Annotated in this window: 16 protein-coding genes and 2 pseudogenes; 9 read left to right on the forward strand and 9 right to left on the reverse strand. The window is 43.5% G+C overall.

Annotation, left to right across the window (positions count from 1 at the left end; translation table 11 throughout):
• Window positions 1-217 precede the first annotated feature (217 nt).
• Window positions 218-1,015, forward strand: a complete 798-nt coding sequence (locus tag ACF1X7_RS06690; RefSeq protein ID WP_039098310.1) for a tyrosine-protein phosphatase — start codon at window positions 218-220, stop codon at window positions 1,013-1,015.
• Window positions 1,016-1,099: 84 nt separating this feature from the next.
• Here ACF1X7_RS06690 and ACF1X7_RS06695 read toward each other — a convergent pair whose 3' ends face one another.
• From ACF1X7_RS06695 to ACF1X7_RS06710, 4 genes are all read right to left on the reverse strand, one after another.
• Entirely contained in the window at window positions 1,100-2,059 is a 960-nt protein-coding gene (locus ACF1X7_RS06695) for an ABC transporter permease (protein WP_411162581.1), read from the reverse strand.
• Window positions 2,059-3,138 carry an ABC transporter permease gene (locus ACF1X7_RS06700; protein ID WP_411162582.1) on the reverse strand — a complete coding sequence of 360 codons (1,080 nt, stop codon included), beginning with the start codon at window positions 3,136-3,138 and terminating at the stop codon, window positions 2,059-2,061. The genes ACF1X7_RS06695 and ACF1X7_RS06700 overlap by 1 nt, the downstream gene beginning before the upstream one ends.
• The gene (locus ACF1X7_RS06705; protein ID WP_411162583.1) at window positions 3,135-4,658 is read right to left on the reverse strand and encodes an ABC transporter ATP-binding protein; all 1,524 of its coding nucleotides are present in this window, start codon (window positions 4,656-4,658) and stop codon (window positions 3,135-3,137) included. The genes ACF1X7_RS06700 and ACF1X7_RS06705 overlap by 4 nt, the downstream gene beginning before the upstream one ends.
• Window positions 4,659-4,732: 74 nt before the next feature.
• A complete protein-coding gene (locus ACF1X7_RS06710; protein WP_064776877.1) occupies window positions 4,733-5,755 on the reverse strand; it encodes a BMP family protein in 1,023 nt (340 codons plus the stop codon).
• 174 nt (window positions 5,756-5,929) lie between these two features.
• Between ACF1X7_RS06710 and ACF1X7_RS06715 the strand changes: the two genes are divergently transcribed.
• The 4 genes from ACF1X7_RS06715 to ACF1X7_RS06730 all read left to right on the forward strand — a co-directional run bounded on the left by ACF1X7_RS06715 (window position 5,930) and on the right by ACF1X7_RS06730 (window position 9,135).
• The gene (locus ACF1X7_RS06715; protein ID WP_039098305.1) at window positions 5,930-6,871 is read left to right on the forward strand and encodes a nucleoside hydrolase; all 942 of its coding nucleotides are present in this window, start codon (window positions 5,930-5,932) and stop codon (window positions 6,869-6,871) included.
• 213 nt (window positions 6,872-7,084) lie between these two features.
• On the forward strand, window positions 7,085-7,456 hold the full coding sequence (locus ACF1X7_RS06720; RefSeq protein WP_411162584.1) for a hypothetical protein: 372 nt from the start codon (window positions 7,085-7,087) through the stop codon (window positions 7,454-7,456).
• Between the two features lie 12 nt (window positions 7,457-7,468).
• Complete coding sequence (locus ACF1X7_RS06725) at window positions 7,469-8,722, forward strand: UvrD-helicase domain-containing protein (protein ID WP_411162585.1); 1,254 nt, start codon at window positions 7,469-7,471, stop codon at window positions 8,720-8,722.
• Window positions 8,723-8,880: 158 nt separating this feature from the next.
• Window positions 8,881-9,135 carry an ATP-binding domain-containing protein gene (locus tag ACF1X7_RS06730; RefSeq protein WP_411162586.1) on the forward strand — a complete coding sequence of 85 codons (255 nt, stop codon included), beginning with the start codon at window positions 8,881-8,883 and terminating at the stop codon, window positions 9,133-9,135.
• A gap of 57 nt (window positions 9,136-9,192) precedes the next feature.
• Here ACF1X7_RS06730 and ACF1X7_RS06735 read toward each other — a convergent pair whose 3' ends face one another.
• The gene (locus ACF1X7_RS06735) at window positions 9,193-10,986 is read right to left on the reverse strand and encodes an ABC transporter ATP-binding protein (protein ID WP_069468451.1); all 1,794 of its coding nucleotides are present in this window, start codon (window positions 10,984-10,986) and stop codon (window positions 9,193-9,195) included.
• A gap of 3 nt (window positions 10,987-10,989) precedes the next feature.
• Window positions 10,990-12,702, reverse strand: coding sequence for an ABC transporter ATP-binding protein (locus tag ACF1X7_RS06740; protein WP_411162587.1), 1,713 nt, complete (start codon window positions 12,700-12,702; stop codon window positions 10,990-10,992).
• 141 nt (window positions 12,703-12,843) lie between these two features.
• Between ACF1X7_RS06740 and ACF1X7_RS06745 the strand changes: the two genes are divergently transcribed.
• Entirely contained in the window at window positions 12,844-13,512 is a 669-nt protein-coding gene (locus tag ACF1X7_RS06745) for a TetR/AcrR family transcriptional regulator C-terminal domain-containing protein (protein WP_064776873.1), read from the forward strand.
• A gap of 44 nt (window positions 13,513-13,556) precedes the next feature.
• Here ACF1X7_RS06745 and ACF1X7_RS06750 read toward each other — a convergent pair.
• Both ACF1X7_RS06750 and rpsN read right to left on the reverse strand, forming a co-directional pair.
• A pseudogene (locus ACF1X7_RS06750) lies at window positions 13,557-14,625 on the reverse strand (multidrug effflux MFS transporter).
• A gap of 466 nt (window positions 14,626-15,091) precedes the next feature.
• The gene (gene rpsN / locus ACF1X7_RS06755) at window positions 15,092-15,361 is read right to left on the reverse strand and encodes a 30S ribosomal protein S14 (RefSeq protein ID WP_039098299.1); all 270 of its coding nucleotides are present in this window, start codon (window positions 15,359-15,361) and stop codon (window positions 15,092-15,094) included.
• Between the two features lie 383 nt (window positions 15,362-15,744).
• On the opposite strand from rpsN, the gene ACF1X7_RS06760 reads away from it, so the two are divergent.
• The 3 genes from ACF1X7_RS06760 to ACF1X7_RS06770 all read left to right on the forward strand — a co-directional run bounded on the left by ACF1X7_RS06760 (window position 15,745) and on the right by ACF1X7_RS06770 (window position 18,548).
• The gene (locus ACF1X7_RS06760; protein ID WP_004270471.1) at window positions 15,745-16,278 is read left to right on the forward strand and encodes a PadR family transcriptional regulator; all 534 of its coding nucleotides are present in this window, start codon (window positions 15,745-15,747) and stop codon (window positions 16,276-16,278) included.
• Between the two features lie 231 nt (window positions 16,279-16,509).
• A complete protein-coding gene (locus tag ACF1X7_RS06765) occupies window positions 16,510-18,006 on the forward strand; it encodes a BCCT family transporter (RefSeq protein ID WP_064776872.1) in 1,497 nt (498 codons plus the stop codon).
• A gap of 74 nt (window positions 18,007-18,080) precedes the next feature.
• On the forward strand, window positions 18,081-18,548 hold the full coding sequence (locus ACF1X7_RS06770; protein WP_064776871.1) for a DUF2798 domain-containing protein: 468 nt from the start codon (window positions 18,081-18,083) through the stop codon (window positions 18,546-18,548).
• A gap of 48 nt (window positions 18,549-18,596) precedes the next feature.
• Here ACF1X7_RS06770 and ACF1X7_RS06775 read toward each other — a convergent pair.
• A pseudogene (locus tag ACF1X7_RS06775) lies at window positions 18,597-19,583 on the reverse strand (aldo/keto reductase).
• Window positions 19,584-19,593 lie beyond the last annotated feature (10 nt).

Here is a 19,593-nt window from a genome sequence, read left to right on the forward strand (position 1 = left end):
GCCGACCCATCGATTGTTCGTATTATCTTTAATCGATAACCAGTTTAAAATTTGATAAAATATTAGCAGATTTTTCTGCAAACGTCAATAAACTCTTATTGAAAATTCATTTTCATCAATATCGTGTACGAATGAATCACGAACATTTAAAATAAGGGTGCACACCACCCAGCTTCGTTATACAATAGAAATAACTGATTATAAAGGATGGATTGGCATGCAAGAACAACAACGGGTTCTAGATTTAACACGAAGTTATAACCTACGCGAATTAGGCGGTTACCAAACGGTTGATGGCAAGTCCGTTAAATGGCACAAATTATTACGTTCAGGTAGTTTGAACGCGCTAACCGCAACTGATATTGAGGATCTCTTAAATTACGGTGTTGCTTACGATGTCGATTTCCGTTCACGTCATGAAATCAAGGTCGCCCCCGACCCATTTGATGACAACCAACTAACCTACCATCGTCTTTCGGTATTTCCATTCACTGACCAAGCCGATACCCCTAAAAAGCCAGCCAAAAAAGGCCTAATGCGGCTTTTTGGTAAAAAAGAAGCTGCTACTCCCGAACGATCAAGTATGGGCCGGATGTACCAACAATTGGTCACCGACTCCCATGCTCAAGCAGCTTATCGCGATTTATTTACCGTACTATTAAATAATCACGATACAAACGGTGCAGTCCTTTACCATTGCTCAGCCGGTAAAGATCGCACTGGTGTCGCAACTTTTTTAATTCTAAGTGCTCTCGGCGTCGACTGGAAAACAATCGTTGCCGACTATGTCCTCTCAAATGAGGTCCTAGGCCTCAGCTCAGCAACCCCAACCCGAATTTCAAGTAACGATAGCCAGGTCGCTTCAATGAACGCTAAGAGCATTACACAGGCTAATCTAGAACTTGTCCGCGACACGATTAATCAAGAATACGGCAACATCGAAAACTACCTATCAAAGGCAATGGCCCTCAAACCAGAAGAAATCAAACAATTAAAAGAGGACTACTTAGAATAGCGTGCGACTGCAAATGGTTATCCGCTGAGGATTAGCCTAAAAAGGCGAACACAAGCAATTGTGTTCGCCTTTTTGAATGATCTTTTAATGACTCTTAATATAATTTTCGCCATCCGCTGCTGGTGCGACGGCCTTGCCCAAGAAAATCACCAGAATAATAATCGTAATCGCGTATGGTGCAATCTGGAACCAGACACTATTCACACCGGCCAGTATTGGGATGTAGCCGCCGATAATCGGCAAACTTTGTGCGAGTCCGAAGAAAATCGATGCACCTGTCGCGCCAATTGGATGCCACTTACCAAAAATCATCGCCGCCAATGCCATGAAGCCCTGACCTGAAATCGTCGCTACGCTGAAGTTTAACGTAATCGACTGCGCCATCACCGCGCCACCAATGCCGCCTAACAAACCAGACAACATGACCCCGATATACCGGTAACGACTCACATTGATGCCCAGTGTATCGGCTGCCGCTGGATTTTCACCGACTGACCGCAAGCGCAGCCCAAATCGTGTTTTATACAGCACATACCAACTGATAATGCCGACCAAAACCGCAGCGTAAGCCACTAACGACGTCTTCGTAAATAAAATGGGGCCAATCACTGGAATTTGGGCCAAGCCGGGGAATGTGAAGTTACCGATGCTTTGATTAATCACCGGCGTTTGCCCCTTACCGCTATACAGCACACGGGTTAAGAAGACACACAATGCAGGCGCCAATAGGTTTAACACCGTCCCACTAATAATGTGATTAGCGCGCAATGTTACGGTCGCTAAAGCATGTAATAAGGAGAACAGTGCACCAAACAGTCCACCAACCAATAAGGCAATCCACGGCGTCAATCCGCCAAAAACCGTACTAAATTGAAGGGTAAAGACGGCACTGCTGAAAGCCCCAACAATCATGATCCCTTCTAAACCAACATTAATCACACCGCTATGCTCTGAAAAAGCACCACCCAAGGCTGTAAAAATCAATGGCGCCGCGTAAACTAACGTGGTCGCACAAATCGTCATTAAAATCATTGTGATTGTCATTATTTTTCAAGCCTCTCTTTCATCAACGCGTGTTTTTTCAGTAAGCGGTGATTGAGTAATTGTTCAAATAAGAAGCGCACACCCACGAAGAAGATAATCGATGCAATCACGATATTGACGATTTCTGTCGGAGTTGTTGAGTAGACGGAAATGCTTAAGCCACCAATCTGTAAAGCAGAGAATAAAATCGCCGCAAAGATAATCCCGATTGGATGCCCATTCGCTAATAACGCGACCGCCATTCCATTAAAGCCGATATCTGGTAAGGCATTTGAAACGGAGATATTTTGATAATTCCCTAGACCATCGACAGCCCCCGCTAACCCAGCTAGTAGTCCAGATAATAGCATTGCCCACATAATCGTTTGTTTCGTATTCATCCCCGCGTAACGTGCAGCTTGTTCGTTCAATCCAACTGCCTTAATTTCAAATCCAGTCTTCGACCGTTTCAAATACCACCACATCACAATCACCAAGACTAACGCGATGAAAAAGCCCCAGTGAAACGTTGAGTGATTGGTAATCTGTTCCAAAAAAGGGGTCCGCAAGCTTGCTTTAGGGACAATGTTGGCCGATGAGTCGCTGCCTTTTGGCGCCAACCAACGTTTAATCGCAAAATTGACGAAATACAATGCGATGTAGTTCAACATGATGGTTGTGATCACTTCACTGGTCCCAAAGTATGCCCGTAAAAAACCGGCCAACCAAGACCAAAAGCCACCGAGCAGCATCCCCGCTAAAATCGCGCCAAGAATCAAGAGAATCTCCGCTAAATTTTTAAAGTGGAGTGCAAAGACAATCGCGCCAAACCAGCCCACTAATAGCTGACCCGACCCACCAATATTGAAAAAGCCGGCTTTGCTCGCAATTGAAAAGCCAAGGGCTGTCAAAATTAACGGAGTCGCATTGCGTAATGTCTCGCCAATCGAATAGATATCGCCGAATGCGCCATTAAAGAGGTTACTGTAATTTTGAATAGGCGAATATCCAAAAACCAACATCACAACTCCGCCCACTAACAGTCCCGCCACAACGGATAGGATTGCAATGATTAATCCTGAAGATTGTTGTTTATTCACTCGTCTCGCCCTCCTACTGGTTGTTGCCCGGCCATTAATAATCCGAGCGTCTGACTCGTTGTGGTTTGTGGATCAACTTCACCAACAATTTGACCGGCGTGCATTACAAGTACTCGGTCAGCTAACTTTAAAATTTCATCTAATTCAAAACTAACAAGTAAAATCCCACAGCCTTGGTTCCGTTGTTCAATCAAGCTCTGATGAATGTATTCAATCGCACCTACATCAACACCGCGGGTCGGATTGGCAGCAATTAAGACTTTTGGTTGTTTGGCGATTTCGCGCGCAACCACCACTTTTTGCTGATTGCCACCTGAAAGTTCTCCGGCAAGCGTTTGTTCAGATTGCGTCCGAATGTCGAATCGTTTAATCAGTTTCTGCGCCGTTTGATTGATCACCCGATAATTAAGCCAGCCTAGATGACTATACGGTTGATGGTAATAATCCTTCAGCGCTAAATTTTCAGCAATCGACAGTGGCAAAATCAAACCGATATTCTGGCGATCTTCTGGAATGCACCCTAAGCTTTGTTCACTAATTTGGCGTGGTGTCCGTTTCAATAATGACTGACTTCCTAATTCAATTTTTCCAGACTGCGGTTTTAATTGTCCGGTTAAAACCTGAATTAACTCACTCTGCCCGTTGCCATCAATCCCAGCAATTCCAACAATTTCTCCCGCATGCACGGTCAATCCCAGATCATCTAGAACAGTGCGTTTAGCAACACGAGCAACGACACGTTCCACCGATAGCATCACAGCGCCTTGATTAGCCATTTTCGGTGTGGGGGCTTGTTGCGGACGGCCAACCATCATTTCCGCTAATTTTGTCGGATCCGTTTGTGCGACTAGTACCGTATCAATCACACGTCCGGCACGAATCACGACGCACCGATCAGCAACTTGTTTAATTTCCTTTAGTTTATGCGTGATAAAAATCAACGACTTCCCTTCCGCCTTTAACTTCTCAAAAATGGCAAGCAAGGCTTGAATTTCATTCGGTGTCAAAGCTGCAGTCGGTTCATCAAAAATCAATGTCGTTGCTTCTCGGTAAAGTGCCTTGATAATCTCAACCCGCTGTTGCATCCCGACCGAAATATCAGCGATTTTTCGATCAAGGTCGAGCGCCAGTTGGTATTTATCGACTAAAGCCGTGACCTTTTGCCGCGCCGTTGCATAGTCAATCCGGCCCTGTTTAGTTGGTTCGTCACCCAGGATAATGTTTTCTAAGACCGTAAAAGCCGGAATTAACATGAAATGTTGGTGTACCATCCCAATCCCGAGGGCTTTTGCATGTCGAGGGCCATTTAAGGTCACTGCTTGTCCGTTCACCAGTAATTGCCCCGCAGTCGGCTTTAATTGTCCGGTCAAAACACCCATCAGGGTTGATTTCCCCGCACCATTTTCACCAAGCAAGGCAAGGATTTCACCCTGTTGCAAGGTTAATGAAATATCATCATTGGCGGTAAAGGCGCCGAACCGTTTTGTAATGTGCTGCATTTCTATCACAGTTTTTGCCATTTTTACGCTCCATTCATTAAGCATACAAAAAGGATGGCTGATAACTGCTGCCATCCTTTAGCATTCAATAGTCGTTATTCTGCAGCAACTTTAATGGTGCCTGCTTCAATTTTTTGTTGATATTCTTTGACTGCTTGCCATGTTTCAGGGGAAGCATTGTCGTTCACTAAGGCAACGCCTTTGTCTTTCAAATCATATGTGACGGTTTTGCCACCAGGGAATTTATCATTCTTAGCTTGGTTAGCAAGATCTTCCACTGCTGTGCCAACTTGTTTAACGGCAGATGCTAATGTGACGTTGCCACCATCATATTTCCCATCGGCTTTTTGATCTTGATCAACACCAATCACCCAGACTTTTTGACCACCCTTAGAAATGTTCTTAGCAGCGGTAAAGACGCCAGCGCCAGTGCCACCAGCAGCGTGATAAATAACATCCGCGCCGTTGTTGTACATCGCGGTTGCCAATGATTGGCCGACATCGGCTTTCGTAAATGAACCAGCATATTTCACATCAACGGTGATTGCTGGGTTAACGGCTTTCACCCCTTGTTTAAAACCAGCTTCGAATGTTTTCACGACGGCACTATCAATTCCACCGACAAAGCCGACTTTATTCGTCTTAGTGGTTTTCGCAGCGGCAACCCCGGCTAGGAATGATGATTGTTCTGTTTTAAAATTGACGGACGCGACGTTTTTCCGATTCTTAACGTTTGAATCGATGATTGCAAAGTTAACATTTGGATTATTCTTTGCAGATTGGCTGACCGCGTTATCTAACTTATAGCCAATCGCAAAAATCGTTTGGTATTTTGCCTTGATTAACTTATTAATGTTCGGGAAAAAGTCCGCATCAGAACTCGATTGTGCGTAATTGTAACCATTGACCCCTTTTTTAAGATCATGACTAGCACCCCATTTTTCCAAACCTTCCCAGGCAGATTGGTTAAAAGATTTATCATCAATCCCACCACCATCAGTGACTAAAGCGGCTGTGTGCGTTGCTTTCTTTGATGCTGTCTTTTGACTCCCGCACCCGGCTAACACGCCACCTAATACAAGGACTGTCGAGAAAAGTACGACCAAACTTTTTTTCATGAAATAAGCCTCCGTCAATAAATTTGATAATTTATTATAAACACGTTATCGACATAAAATCAATACATTGATTTCATTTTATAAAATATTGTTCGTTTATATTGTATTTGTTGCTAAGAAGTATAGATAATGCTAATATTAATTGATAAATAACGAACAATCAGGAGGCGAACCATGCAAACACAAGTCTATTTTAATCATGATGGCGGTGTTGATGATTTGATTTCATTAACTCTGCTCCTACAAATGCCGACAATCAAACTACTTGGCGTCGGCGTAATTGGCGCTGATTCATATGTCGAACCAGCCGTTAGCGCGAGTCGTAAAATCATTGATACGTTTTCAGATCAATCAGCGCGGTTAGCTGTGGCCGCTTCTGACTCACGCGCAGTCCATCCTTTTCCAAAAGAATGGCGAACTGACGCTTACTCAGTCGATGCACTTCCCGTGCTCAATGAACGTGGCACCGTTCAAACGCCTCTGAGTCCTGAAGCCGCACATCTCGATCTAATCACTAAACTCAATCAAGCAACCGAACCCGTCACATTGCTCTTTACCGGCCCATTAACTGACTTGGCACGCGCACTCGCCATCAATCCAAGCATCGAATATAAAATCGCTAAACTTCTTTGGATGGGCGGTTCTTTTCTTGAACAAGGCAACGTTGCTGAACCCGATTCTGATGGTACTGCTGAATGGAATGCCTTCTGGGATCCCGAAGCAGTGAAAACTGTCTTCGATACACAAATCCCTATTGAATTAATCGGGCTCGAAAGTACGAATAATGTTCCCTTAACGCCGGCGATTCGCCAACGTTGGGCTAGCAAACGTGCCAATGCCATGATGGACTTTATCGGCACCTGTTACGCCTTTGTTCCTCAACTGGTCCATTTCAAAACTAATTCAACTTATTATTTATGGGACGTTTTAACAACTTGTTACCTTCTTGATCCAACAATCGTTAAAACAAAAGCCATTGTATGTGATGTCATTCCAAACGGAATTGCCGGCGGGCGCACGTTCTTAACTAAAAACGGACGTCCGGCTAAACTCGTCTACGACGTTGATGCAGCTGGATTTTTTGATCTAATTGAAACCATCATAAAAGCAGACTAACGCAAAAAGGAGCACCGACTTATCAGTCAGTGCTCCTTTTTGAACGTGCTTTCATCAACAGCTTCCTGTGCTTTGCTACACTTAGCAAAGCGGTGCTTGCAGCGCCAATTCGCTAAGTTAGGCAAATGCTCAGAAGCTACCCGTTGATGACGCACTCCTTTTTTGAACGTGCTTGCTAAACTAGGGGAACAACTTTGTAAAGGGGCTGTTTGAATGACGACTGATTTCAATCAAGAACAAGCGCATCTATCCACTGTTTATCAACAATTAACCACCACTTTGACGGCCATCAATGATGCCCAATCGCAAAACCAGAAAAACGGCAACACCATCAAAGCGCAGATCACCGGTGAAGCCAAACTCAATTTCGATTCATACGCTGATAATCTTGATACATTCGCTGCTTTAGAAAGTATCAACAAGGAAATCGATATGCTCAACCTGAAAACCGATTCGCTCGTTGCACGTCATGATGAGACCTTACGGCTGTTAGAGCAACCCTACTTTGCAAAAATCACGCTGACTTTTCCTGAGGAAATAGACGCCGAAGATTTTTACCTTGGTTCAGCTAGCTTCACAAACTAAGCCGGCGATCCTGTGATTTACGATTGGCGTTCACCTATCGCCGATGTTTATTACCAGCAAACATTCGGCCCCACCAGTTATCAAGCTAACGGTCGCGCCATTGCGGTCAATCTCGACCGACGACGCCAGTTCCAAATTCAAGCTGATCAGCTAATCGATTTCTTTGATACGCAGATTGCCATCGAAGATCCCTTGTTATTAGCCACTTTAAAAGAAGCCAAAACAACGCAAATGAGCGCCATTACCACGACGATTCAAAAGGAACAAAACGCGATTATTCGGCAACAAACGACTGACCATTTACTCATCGATGGGATTGCGGGCAGTGGTAAAACATCGGTCATTTTTCAACGCATCGCCTATCTACTCTATCGGCAACGCAAAGAACTCGCATTGAACGAAGTCCTGATGATTTCACTTAATCGCCTATTTCAATACTATATCGCCCAAGTTTTACCAGACTTAGGTGAACAAACACCAGTCAACTTAACCCTACAACAACTATTGGCGCAATTGTTACCTTCTGATCTAGCCGCACTCCCCATCGCTGATCAACCAGCTACTTTGACCATCACACAATTAACGTTGCAGGCGAGCGATTTCCAATCTTTAAGCCCTGGTTTACCGCTGACGATTGATGCCGCAACAAGCTACCAATTCTTCTTAAAAACACCAGTGGATACCCCGCTTGATAAACGAATACAAGCAACTCAGCAACAACTCACAAGTTGTCTACAGGAAAGCATCACAAATGAAGCCCAATCAGCAGATGCTTTAACTCGACTTGAAAGCCTCACTGAAACCGAGCAACAGCGCTTATTCGACCGCTTAATTCGCGAAGATGAACCACTAGCACCGCTAGCACGCAAAATGATCCGTCATGATTACCAAGACTTAGCTGATCAGCTAAGCGGTTATCAATGGCTTGCTTTTGATCAAATAATTGCCCGTCAAACACCGATTGATGCTGTTATTGCAGCTCAGATTTATGCTTATTTAACGCATCACGTCTTCCCAAACGTTAAGCAGGTCTTTATCGATGAAGTGCAGGACTATCACGCAAGCACGTTATCTCTTTTTAAACAACTTTTCCCAAAGCACAGTTCACGGTTTTCAGTGATCAGCATCAAAGTATTACCCCGCATAAAGTACAATTCGAACAATTACCCACCATTTTTCCACAACTACAAACTGCGGCACTGCGCACAAGTTACCGCTCATCCGGTGCAATCACGACGTTATTTAGTCAGCTATTCACCGATTTAACAGATGTCCATGCCGTTCAACCAGCAGGCAAGCGGCCAACGACGATTTGTGCGACTGATTTTAACGACTACCTCACCCAAATCCAAGCTCAGATTGACCAACTACCAACTGACCAGACCTTAGCCATCATCACACCTGCTGGTGATTTTGACGAACGGTTGACTGGCCTCAAAAATGTCCACCACTTATCCACAGAAACAACGAACCTCCCCGAAACCGGCGCCTTCACTTTACCGCTGACGCTGGCTAAAGGGTTAGAATTTGATAATGTTTTGTTGTACGATCTAGCCAACGACTATTATACCGAGCCAACTGTCGGCCACAACCGCCTCTATACCGCCATTTCGCGGGCAACGCATCAATTGACGCTCAGCGCACTGGGCAAGTTGCCGGTTGAATTAAATGGCCAATAAATTGGTCATTTGACTGACTAGGCTAGTCCTCAAAATATAAACGCTCGCTGTCGCACTCTATTCAAATACAAACTGATTGTTGTACAGTTCGGCGTAGAAGCCTTTTTCGTCTAGTAATTCTTGGTGACTGCCTTCTTCGATGATGCGACCGTCTTTGAGGACGATAATGCGATCCGCATTGAGAATCGTCTTTAAACGATGGGCAATCACGAAACTGGTTCGGCCTTGGATAACGTTGTCCATCGCTTTTTGGATATGACTTTCAGTCACCGTATCGACGTTACTTGTCGCTTCATCCAAAATTAAGAGCGCTGGATCGGTGATAATCGTCCGAGCGATACTGATCAATTGTTTCTGACCGGTACTGAAGATGTTATCTTCCTCACTGACAGCCGTTTGATAACCATCATCTAACGTCATGATGAAGTCATGAATGTGGGCTTGCTGGGCAGCTGCCACCACTTCTTCATCTGTTGCATCGGGTTTCCCGAAGACAATGTTGTCGCGAATCGTTCCTGAGAAAAGCACGGATTCTTGCAACACGATGCCGACGTGCGAGCGTAATGCATCCAAATCCATTTCACGGATATCAATGTCATCAATCTTGACTGCGCCTTGATCAACATCATAGAACCGATTCATCAAGTTCATGACGGTTGTCTTCCCAGAACCAGTTGGACCAACCAACGCAATCATTTGGCCCTTATCCACTTCGATATTCACATCATGCAAAATTTGCTTACCTGGTAAATAGCTAAAGTCGACATGTTCCATGGTCACGGAGCGTTCAATGCCCTCAAATTGCACACCGTCGGTTGGACGCACTTCATCGTCTTCATCAAACACTTCATTCACTCGGCGGGCACCGGTAATTGCCAATTGAATCATGCTGTAACTCGATGAAAGTTGTGCGATCTGGTTATAGAATTGTTGTGAATATTGAACGAATGTTACAACTAATCCCAAAGCGATCGACTTTTTAATGTCACCGTTCACCGCTAACCAGCTACCATAGGAAATCACAATTGCGGTATTCACCAACGACATCCCTTGCATCAACGGAAAGATCATCCCAGAATAAATCTGACCTTTTAAAGTCGCCTTGCGGACATTTTCATTATGTTCAATGAAGCCATCAATCGTTTCTTCTTGAAGGCTGTTAGTAATAATCACTTTTTGGCCCGTGATTTTTTCGTTAATGTAGCCATTGAGTTTCCCGACTTCATCTTGTTGCACATTAACGTATTTTTGCGCTTTATTAATGATGATCCAAGCAAGGATGAATGAAATTGGGACGGAAGCAATTGTCACCCAAGCGAGCTGCACATCTTTTCTAAACATCATAATCAATAAACCAATTAAGAGCGCCGTGCCTGATACAAGTTGGCTCAACACTTGATTCATCGCATTGTAAATATTATCTAAGTCACTCGTAAAGCGGCTGAGAATATCGCCATCTGAATGACGGTCGAAATATTTAATCTGCATTTTTTGGAGCTTATTGAATAACCCAATCCGCATCCGGTTGGTTGATAACGCGTTAACGCGTGAGAAAACCGCGCCTGATACCAACGTCGCTGCTGAACTAAAGACGTAGAATAAAATCAACGATACAATCACCTCTACGAAGGCGTCTTTAGATGCCCCACTGGTTGGCAAATGTTGGGCTTTTAAAATTTGAAATTTCGTTGCATATTTGACTAACTCATTGAGCGCGTCCCCGATATATTCGGGTGCTTTCACCTGAAGATAAGTCGCAATCACAGTCATCACGAGGATAATTGCAAAAGAAGGTTTATACCGCTTTAGATAATGGAAAAAGAACTTCATTGCTCGGTTAAATTCTCGCATTGGTTATCCTCGCTTTCCTTTTTGCGTTTCAAAGATTTCTCGATAGACATCACTGGTTTCAAGTAATTCATGATGGTTACCAACACCGACTAAACAACCTTCATCTAACACTAAAATCCGATCCGCGTTGACCACAGATGAAATCTTTTGCGCGATAATTAGTGTTGTTGTGCCAGCTAATTCACGGTCTAACGCCTCTTTAACTAATTTTTCAGACCGGGCATCTAAGGCACTGGTACTATCATCCAAAATCAGAATCTTCGGTTGCCCGATTACCCCCCGTGAAATTGAGAGCCGTTGTTTTTGACCACCAGAGAAGTTCGCACTGCGTTCTTCGACGGTTGCATCATATTGATCAGCAAGCTTTTCGATGAACTCTTTGGCTTGGGCAATCCCCGTTGCGCGGTCCATATCGGCGTCATCCGCATCTTTTTTCCCGTGCTTCAAGTTTTGGGCGATTGTGCCGGAGAATAAAATCGCTTTTTGGAGGACAAATGAAACGGCGCTGTGTAAATTATGTTCGTTTAAATCTTTGATTGGCACGCCGCCAATTTTAATCTGCCCTTCAGTCGGATCGAACAAGCGCGGAATCAATTGCGCCATCGTTGACTTACCGGCCCCAGTTGCGCCGACAATCCCAATCATTTCACCAGCGTTAATTTTGAAATTAATATCTGTTAACGTGTTACGATCGTCTTCTGGATAACGGAAGCTGACGTGATCGAATTCCAACGTCCCCGCTAAGTCTTGATCAGGGACATCTGGATAAACGATATCAGGCTCTGTTGAAAGAATTTCTTGGAGTCGCTTCAACGAAACTGCCCCACGAGATGCCATCATCATCATCATGCCGCCCATGATGATCGACATCATGATTTGCATTAAGTAATTCATAAATGAGGCAATCGCCGCAATCGCTTCTGGATCCGTATCGACTAAGTTCCCAACGAAATAGATTGATGCGACAACCGCTAAGTTCGCCACCAACATGAACGCTGGAATCATCACAGAAAAAAGCATCCCGACGATTGTCGTATGGTGTTCTAATTGATTGCTTGTTTTTGAGAAGCGACTGATTTCGTTATCTTCTTGAACAAAAGACTTCACAATCCGCGTGCCCATTAAATTTTCTTTAGCGAGGTTATTAATCTTATCGATTAAATTTTGGATGGCACCGAAGCGTTTCCCCATCGAACCCATTGATAAGAATGTAATGATGAAGACCGAGATCACTAAGAGCACGATAATCCACCATAAACTCGGAATCGAATTCATCGCAAGGATGAAACTGCCGACAAATAAAATCGGGATTCTAAAAATCGTTTGGAGCGTCATCATAATGACGTTTTGAACCTGGGTCATATCATTGGTCAAACGCACGGATAAATTCCCAACTGAGAATTTTTCAATATTGGCAAATGAGAAAGTCTGTATCTTCCGGAAAGTAGTTTCCCGCATATCGGCAGTCATTCCCTGCGCCGTCATCGCCGACGTAATGGTGTTGACCACGCCCGCAATTAAACCAACCACGGCAATTACAATCAAATAAATTCCAATTTGACGTACCTTATCTTGATCGCCTTTCATAATCCCTTCCAAAACATCTTGTAATAGTTTTGGTTGCCATAGTGAAGACGCAACAGAAATAACCGTCGCTAAAATGGAAAGACTAAACACGCCCCAATAAGGCTTTAAGTGCTGTTTAAGTATCGACATGAGCATCCCTCTTTTTCTGTAGTTGAATCTCCTGTACAAATCCTGTACAGTATAATCGAACAGTGTTCGAGTTACTACTTTATCAAATTTTAAAACGAATTACAATCATCTTTTCATAAAAAGTGAAGGAGCTTCATTAATATGGTAAAACAGTCAATCTCTGCCGAGCAAATCATCACTGCCGCGTTTGAAATTTTACAAGCATCCGGGACCGTCGATGCCCTTTCAATTCGTAAAATTGCCAATCAATTAGACATCGGGGCGGCCACATTTTACTGGCATTTCGAAAACAAACAAACCCTCCTACAGGCGATGGCCGATAACATTATTCAACAAATTGAGATTGAGCCATGTAACACAACCTTAGAATGGACAGACCAAATTCGCCAAATTTTTAGCGCCATTTACACCACTTACATAGCACAGCCCTATGCCGCTGAGTTGATGATGCGGACCGTCCCTGCAACTAAGGCCCGCCTAGGTCTTATCAACCACTTAATTCAAATCCTTTTGGATGCCGGTTTCACGCCAGAACAAGCAAGCCTAGCGATTGAATCCATCGATCACTTCATGTCCGGTCTCTTCACTGACATCACCGGTGAGCTTGAGATGAAACATCGCGTCTCACAACATAAAGACACTTATCTTGCACAGTTACCGCTTAAAATGCAACAGATTGCGACTGACAATCATTACAATGCTTTCTTAAGAACTTTTGAACATCATCGGCACCAACAACAACGCTCACTGGAAAAATTCATGCTAGGCATCGATATTTTCCTCGCTGGTTTGCAACAACAACTTGCTTAAATAAAAAGCGCGCAGACAACTGATTGTCTGCGCACTTTTTACATTTAAACTGCTTTTGAACGAATCCCGAATCCATAACTCAGAGCCATCACGCCGACAATCATGATCATGTATAACGGTAATCGAGTATTCGATCCCGTATGCAATAGACTCATGCCGTACGTTAAGGCGCTGATTGCGAGGTAGTAGCCAAAACTAAACAACCCGCTGGCCGTTCCGATCACATCTTCGTAACCCACTAACGCTAAATTCAAGACCACCGGTAAGGTCGTATTCAATCCCCAAAAGACAATGAAGATTAAACCAACCATCAACCATAACTGATTCGTAAAACTTGCAACCAACAGGCCAAACCCACCGATTAATGCGCCAACCATACTGGACTGTACTCATTTGAAAGTGATTGATAAAAATAAACGGTGCTTCAGCATAATAACTGAACAAAATCCCATTGATGCCACTAATCACTAAACCGTAAATCCAGACCGTACGATCAGTCAATAAACGTTTTGTGACTTACCACACATTGACTTGCCCAGTTGTCGCAACACGCGTTTCCGGTAAACTAGCGCCTGCGTATAACAATGCGGCGACTGCCATCACGATCAGCGCTGAAAAGACATTGCGATAACCAAAATACGTTTGGACCAATCCGCCAACTAGTGGTCCTAATGCTGATGCTAAGGCCATCGCCGCACCCACTTTAGCAAAGACTTGCGCACCGCGCACGCCACTAAAGGATTCACGCATAATTGTTTGGATCACGACTGAACCAACACTCGCACCAAATGCTTGAACGAGGCGCGCGAGGATTAACCAGTTAAAGTGTGGCGCAACCAATAACCCACAGTTACCGATTAAATAGACGACAATTCCCAGTAACATTGCCTGCCGTCGCCCGATTCGATCGGATAACCAGCCCCAGAATAAAACACCAACTGCAAAGGCGATGAAGTAAGTGCTCATCGTCAGTTGTACGGTTTGTGCACTCACCCGTAATGCCCGGCTTAATTGCGGTAATACAGGGGTAAAAATGGATTCACTAATTTGTGGAAATCCCACCAATACAATCATTAATAAAATTGATGGGCTTTTTTTTGAGACGTTTTTCATTTTTAAAACTCCTAATTAATTTAATCTGCTGAAAAACGTCTTTAGTCACTTACAGTGGCACTTTGGATAAACTGTGCATAACTCATCTGATAACCTCCATTGATTTCATAGTTAACTTGTTAAACAATTCCTATTAATATAGCAAATAACCTGATTCGTTTCAAGACACAAGAAAAGAGGCCGTGGGACGACCTCTTCTTTTGTGGGGTTCTAGCTTTAACGCGCTTTTTGAAACTGACTTCTGTGCTTAGCTCCAATCCGTAAACAATCGACTACGTCGCTCATTTACAGATTTAGGCTAGTGCTCGAAGTCAAACCGTTTCAAACGCGCTTCTATTTCTTTAACGTGCTTTTAATTCGCAACCTTCTGCGCCTTGCTACATCAGCCAGACAATCGCCCTTGGCGCTTATCCTTCTGATTAGGCAAGTGCTCAAAGGCTAACCGCGAATTAACGCACTCATTTTTTTACCAGCTTGCTTTTTTGACGCCTGGGATTTGGCCTTTATGGGCTAATTCGCGAAAGTTGATGCGGCTCATACCAAATTGCCGCATGAAACTTCTTGGTCGACCATCGATTGCATCGCGGTTCCGCAATCGCACTGGGCTAGAATCCTTGGGTAATTGAGAAAGGGCTAAGTAATCGCCCTTTGCTTTTAATTCTGCGCGCAAGTCAGCGTATTTCGCTACTAATGCGCGTTGTTTTGCTAATTTTGCCACTTTTGATTTTTTTGCCATTGATAAAACTCCTTTTTACCGTGCTTTCAAAAGCATCCTGTTCCGGTTAGCTACATTAGCCAAACAATCGGTTACGCCGCTAATTTGGCTAATCCTCACAGGATAACCACTTTTGACGCACTCATTTTCTTTAACGTGCTTTTAATTCGCAGACTTCTGCGCTTAGCACCGTGAATCAAATCATCGACTTCGTCTCTAATTCGCTTCCCCGTACTAATACTCAAAAGTTGATTAAGCTTGAACGCACTTTTCCCCGATTGAAATAGCATACGCTAACTATTTATGAAATGCAATTAAAAAGACTTATAAAAAGTAACCATTTTTCAACACTGGCCTGTGCTATACTTAATCTAAGTTGATTTCACAGAAAGGGGCACTTTCAGATGGCCCAAAAAAACATTCTCCAATACTTAATTCTCGGGCTGTTAAATCAGTCTCCCAAAACCGGTTATGATTTAAAACGCGTCTTTGAAGATGATATCGGTGAGTTCTGGCAAGCCCAACACAGCCAAATCTATCCTGAACTCAAGCGACTCGAACAGGCTGATCGGATCACCCACGTCGAATTGATCGCCGGAACAAAATTAAAAAAGAAGCAGTATTCAATCACTGCAGATGGGATTGCCTTTTTTGACGAGTGGCGATACTCCCCAACCAGCGAAATTATTGCCAGCAAAGACGAATTTATTTTGAAGCTATACTTTATCGACTCAAAAAATGATGCTCATTTAGACGCAATGTTCACCGAACAAAAAACCTTACACCAAGCCAAACTAGATCACCTACTCGACCGGCGTCAAACCCTTTTCAGCCAACAAGCTGCGGTGGATGCGCACTATGGTCATTATCTTATTTTAGAACACGCGATTAACCGCGAACAAGACTATCTTAATTGGTTAACAACCGCACGGCCGTAAAATCGACCCTTAACAAATTTGAGATAAGTGCTATCCTATTAGTAAGAAGTAAATCAAGTTAGGCTGTTTCTTCATTTGTATACGTTATAATAACGCGCTTGTACAGGTGGTCAGTTGACCAATTGTATGGGCGCTTTTTTTGTTTGATCCAGCAACCTAGACTTTAACAAATTCAGGAGGAATATTATTTTAAAGCGCAAGAATGTTGATAAAGTCGTCTTCATCCCCACGATGTTACTGTTCGGGATTGTCTCCGCATTTTTAATGTTGGGGGGTGACACGCTTCAGCAGTCGATTTCACAACTACTTGATGTGATGACGGCACATTCTAAATGGCTTTACATTGGTATTTATATCATTAATTTTATTTTCCTATTTTGGTTGGGGTGTAGTCACTATGGCCATATCCGCCTCGGCCAACCAAATGAAAAGCCAGAATATAACGACTTCCAATGGGGGAGTATGGTTTTTGCAACTGGGATTGACGCTAGCATCTTAATGCTTAGTACCACTGATCCACTGCAATACTTACAGAACCCACCATTTGGCGCTAAACCTTTCTCGGCTGAAGCATACCGCTACGCCAACGTCTGTGGGCAATTTCACTGGGGACCCATGGCATGGATGATTTTTGCCACCGCGACTGTCGCAATTGGCTACGCTCTCTATGTTAAGAACTTACGGGTACAACGTTTAAGCGCTGCAATCGACCTATTAGAAGGACCACAACCTTACAAAAAAATAATTCGCAAATTAATCGACTTTACCGTTGTTTTCGGCATTATGGGGGGCATCGGCTCATCAATCGGAATGGAAATTCCCGTGATTTCAAAAGTCTTGAGCACAATGACCGGTTTGAATGATACCATCTGGCTTAAACTTGCCCTCTTCATTATCTTACTGGTGCTATTCACCCTCACGGTATATGCCGGCTTAGATAAAGGCATTAAGAAGCTCAGTGCTTGGCATATCTATACTGCCATTGGCTTTTTATTACTCGTCTTACTAATCGGTCCGACATTCAAGCTAATTGGCGCTGAAGGCCGCGATGTCTTCCATCTCTTTGGTAACTTCGGGCGTTTAAGTTTAAATCAGACTGGTGCACACAGTGCGTTCGCACAACACGAAACCCTCTTTTACTGGGGATGGTGGTTATCTTACATGCCTGTCATGGGCTTATTCATCGCTCGGATTTCACGCGGCCGAACCATTCGCCAAGTTTTATTGGGAATGGCGACATACGGCGCATTTAGTTGTATGAGCTTTTACGCTGTACTTGGCGGTTATGCGCTCTTCTTACAACGTTCCGGTCAAATCGATCTTGTTCATCTATTGAATACCCAAGGACAAGCCGCTGTCATCGCGGCGGTCATCACGACCTTACCGTTCAAAATTATCATGTTAGCAATTTTCTGTCTGTCATGTTTCATTTTCCTGGCGACAACGATCTCTTCTTCGGCCTTCATCGTCTCATCATTTACCAGTCTTGAATTGAAAATCGGAGAACAACCTAATCGTTGGAATCGGATGGCTTGGGTGATCATTTTCATTCTATTTTCACTTGGAATTGTACTTGTCGGTAGTTTCCAAACCATTCAAGCCGTTTGCGTGATTGCTGGGTTCCCATTGATTTTTGTCTGCGCATTATTGCTCGTTTCGATTTTTCACGCCGTTCATGATGGCGAGATTCCATTGAAATTGAAAAAGAAGAAACTTCTCATTTTCTGAAAAAAAAGCTTACGCCGAAATTTTTTATGTGATACGGTTATATCTGTTAACTTTTCAGAGAGAAGGAATTTAAAATGCCAACCAATAAAAAAGAAGGTATTATTTTTACGACATTAATGTGTTTTTGCATGGTACTTGGAATGAGTATCTATAACTTAGTTTTACATGATAGTCTATCATGGGGTGCTTTGTCTACCGGTTTAATTCCAGGTTTCATCGTCGCATTTATTCTAGATGTATTCGTTGTCGGTACAATTGCTAAAAAAATCGCATTTAGCTTACCATTGAACAAAGAAAATAAATTAGTCATGATTCTCACAATTTCATGTTTAATGATTCTCGGCATGGTCACATGTATGTCACTTTTCGGAATTCTCATCGAAGGTGGTATCCCTGACCACTTAGGTAGTGTCTATCGTCACACATGGTTGATGAATGTTATCGTCGCATTACCATTACAACTGATCATCGTGGGACCTTTCTCACGCGCCATTCTTGGTAAAATCCAAGCAAACGTAGCCGCAACTGAAACAGCTGAATAAAAACAAAAAAAAACGACGACTAGCTTACGTAGCTAGTCGTCGTTTTAATTATGCTAATATTTTTTGAATAGCCGCTAATTCTTCGGCCGTAAACGTTAAGTTATCTAGTGCATGCACACTGTCTTGTAATTGACTCAAGCGCGAAGCACCAACTAACACACTGGCTACAGTCGGCTGTTGTAAATTCCACGCAAGCGCCATTTCAGACAATGATTGCCCACGTTGTTGCGCAATTTTGTTCAATTCTTGAACCGTACTGATTGTTTGATCAACCTTTTCAGGTGATAGGAAGGGACTATCTGGACGAGCTACCCGCGAATCGGCTGGAATCCCGTTTAAATAACGATTGGTCAATAATCCCTGTGCCAACGGACTAAACGTAATTGCACCGATACCTTCATCCGCCAAGACATCCGTTAGTCCATCTTCAATCCATCGATCGAGCATGTTATAACGTGGTTGATGAATAATAAAGGGTGTCCCGAGCGCTCTGAAAACCTTCGTAATCGCTTTGGTTTGTTCTGCCGAATAATTCGAAATCCCAATATATAGCGCCTTTCCTTGTTGCACCAATAAATCTAGGGCCCGAGCTGTTTCTTCAATCGGCGTATCTGGATCTGGTCGGTGATGATAGAAAATATCGACGTAATCTGACTGAAGTCGTTTTAGTGACTGATCACAGCTAGCGATAATATTCTTCTTAGAGCCCCACTCACTATAGGGACCGGGCCACATATAATAGCCAGCCTTCGATGAAATAATCATTTCATCACGATAGCGACGCAGATTATCATGTAAAATCCGCCCAAAGTTTTCCTCGGCGCTGCCCGCTGGTGGCCCCTAATTATTCGCCAAATCGAAATGAGTGATGCCCATATCGAACGCGCCAAAAATCGTTTCCTTTTGAGTCGCCATCTTATCGGTTTCACCAAAGTTATGCCATAACCCTAATGAAATCGCTGGTAATTTCAACCCAGAATGTCCGACGCGGTTATATTGCATCCCTTGATAACGGGTTTCTAATGCGTGATACATGTACAACGCC

It is taken from the genome of Latilactobacillus sp. VITA-14 (assembly GCF_046580785.1).
Lineage (GTDB): Bacteria > Bacillota > Bacilli > Lactobacillales > Lactobacillaceae > Latilactobacillus > Latilactobacillus curvatus.

Bases quoted from the DNA above. Each gene is read 5' to 3' on its own strand.
- ACF1X7_RS06690 (WP_039098310.1), top strand. From the start codon at position 218: ATGCAAGAACAACAACGGGTTCTAGATTTAACACGAAGTTATAACCTA.
- ACF1X7_RS06695 (WP_411162581.1), bottom strand. From the start codon at position 2,059: ATGACAATCACAATGATTTTAATGACGATTTGTGCGACCACGTTAGTT.
- ACF1X7_RS06705 (WP_411162583.1), bottom strand. From the start codon at position 4,658: ATGGCAAAAACTGTGATAGAAATGCAGCACATTACAAAACGGTTCGGC.
- ACF1X7_RS06710 (WP_064776877.1), bottom strand. From the start codon at position 5,755: ATGAAAAAAAGTTTGGTCGTACTTTTCTCGACAGTCCTTGTATTAGGT.
- ACF1X7_RS06715 (WP_039098305.1), top strand. From the start codon at position 5,930: ATGCAAACACAAGTCTATTTTAATCATGATGGCGGTGTTGATGATTTG.
- ACF1X7_RS06720 (WP_411162584.1), top strand. From the start codon at position 7,085: ATGACGACTGATTTCAATCAAGAACAAGCGCATCTATCCACTGTTTAT.
- ACF1X7_RS06735 (WP_069468451.1), bottom strand. From the start codon at position 10,986: ATGCGAGAATTTAACCGAGCAATGAAGTTCTTTTTCCATTATCTAAAG.
- ACF1X7_RS06740 (WP_411162587.1), bottom strand. From the start codon at position 12,702: ATGTCGATACTTAAACAGCACTTAAAGCCTTATTGGGGCGTGTTTAGT.
- ACF1X7_RS06745 (WP_064776873.1), top strand. From the start codon at position 12,844: ATGGTAAAACAGTCAATCTCTGCCGAGCAAATCATCACTGCCGCGTTT.
- rpsN (WP_039098299.1), bottom strand. From the start codon at position 15,361: ATGGCAAAAAAATCAAAAGTGGCAAAATTAGCAAAACAACGCGCATTA.
- ACF1X7_RS06760 (WP_004270471.1), top strand. From the start codon at position 15,745: ATGGCCCAAAAAAACATTCTCCAATACTTAATTCTCGGGCTGTTAAAT.
- ACF1X7_RS06765 (WP_064776872.1), top strand. From the start codon at position 16,510: ATGTTACTGTTCGGGATTGTCTCCGCATTTTTAATGTTGGGGGGTGAC.
- ACF1X7_RS06770 (WP_064776871.1), top strand. From the start codon at position 18,081: ATGCCAACCAATAAAAAAGAAGGTATTATTTTTACGACATTAATGTGT.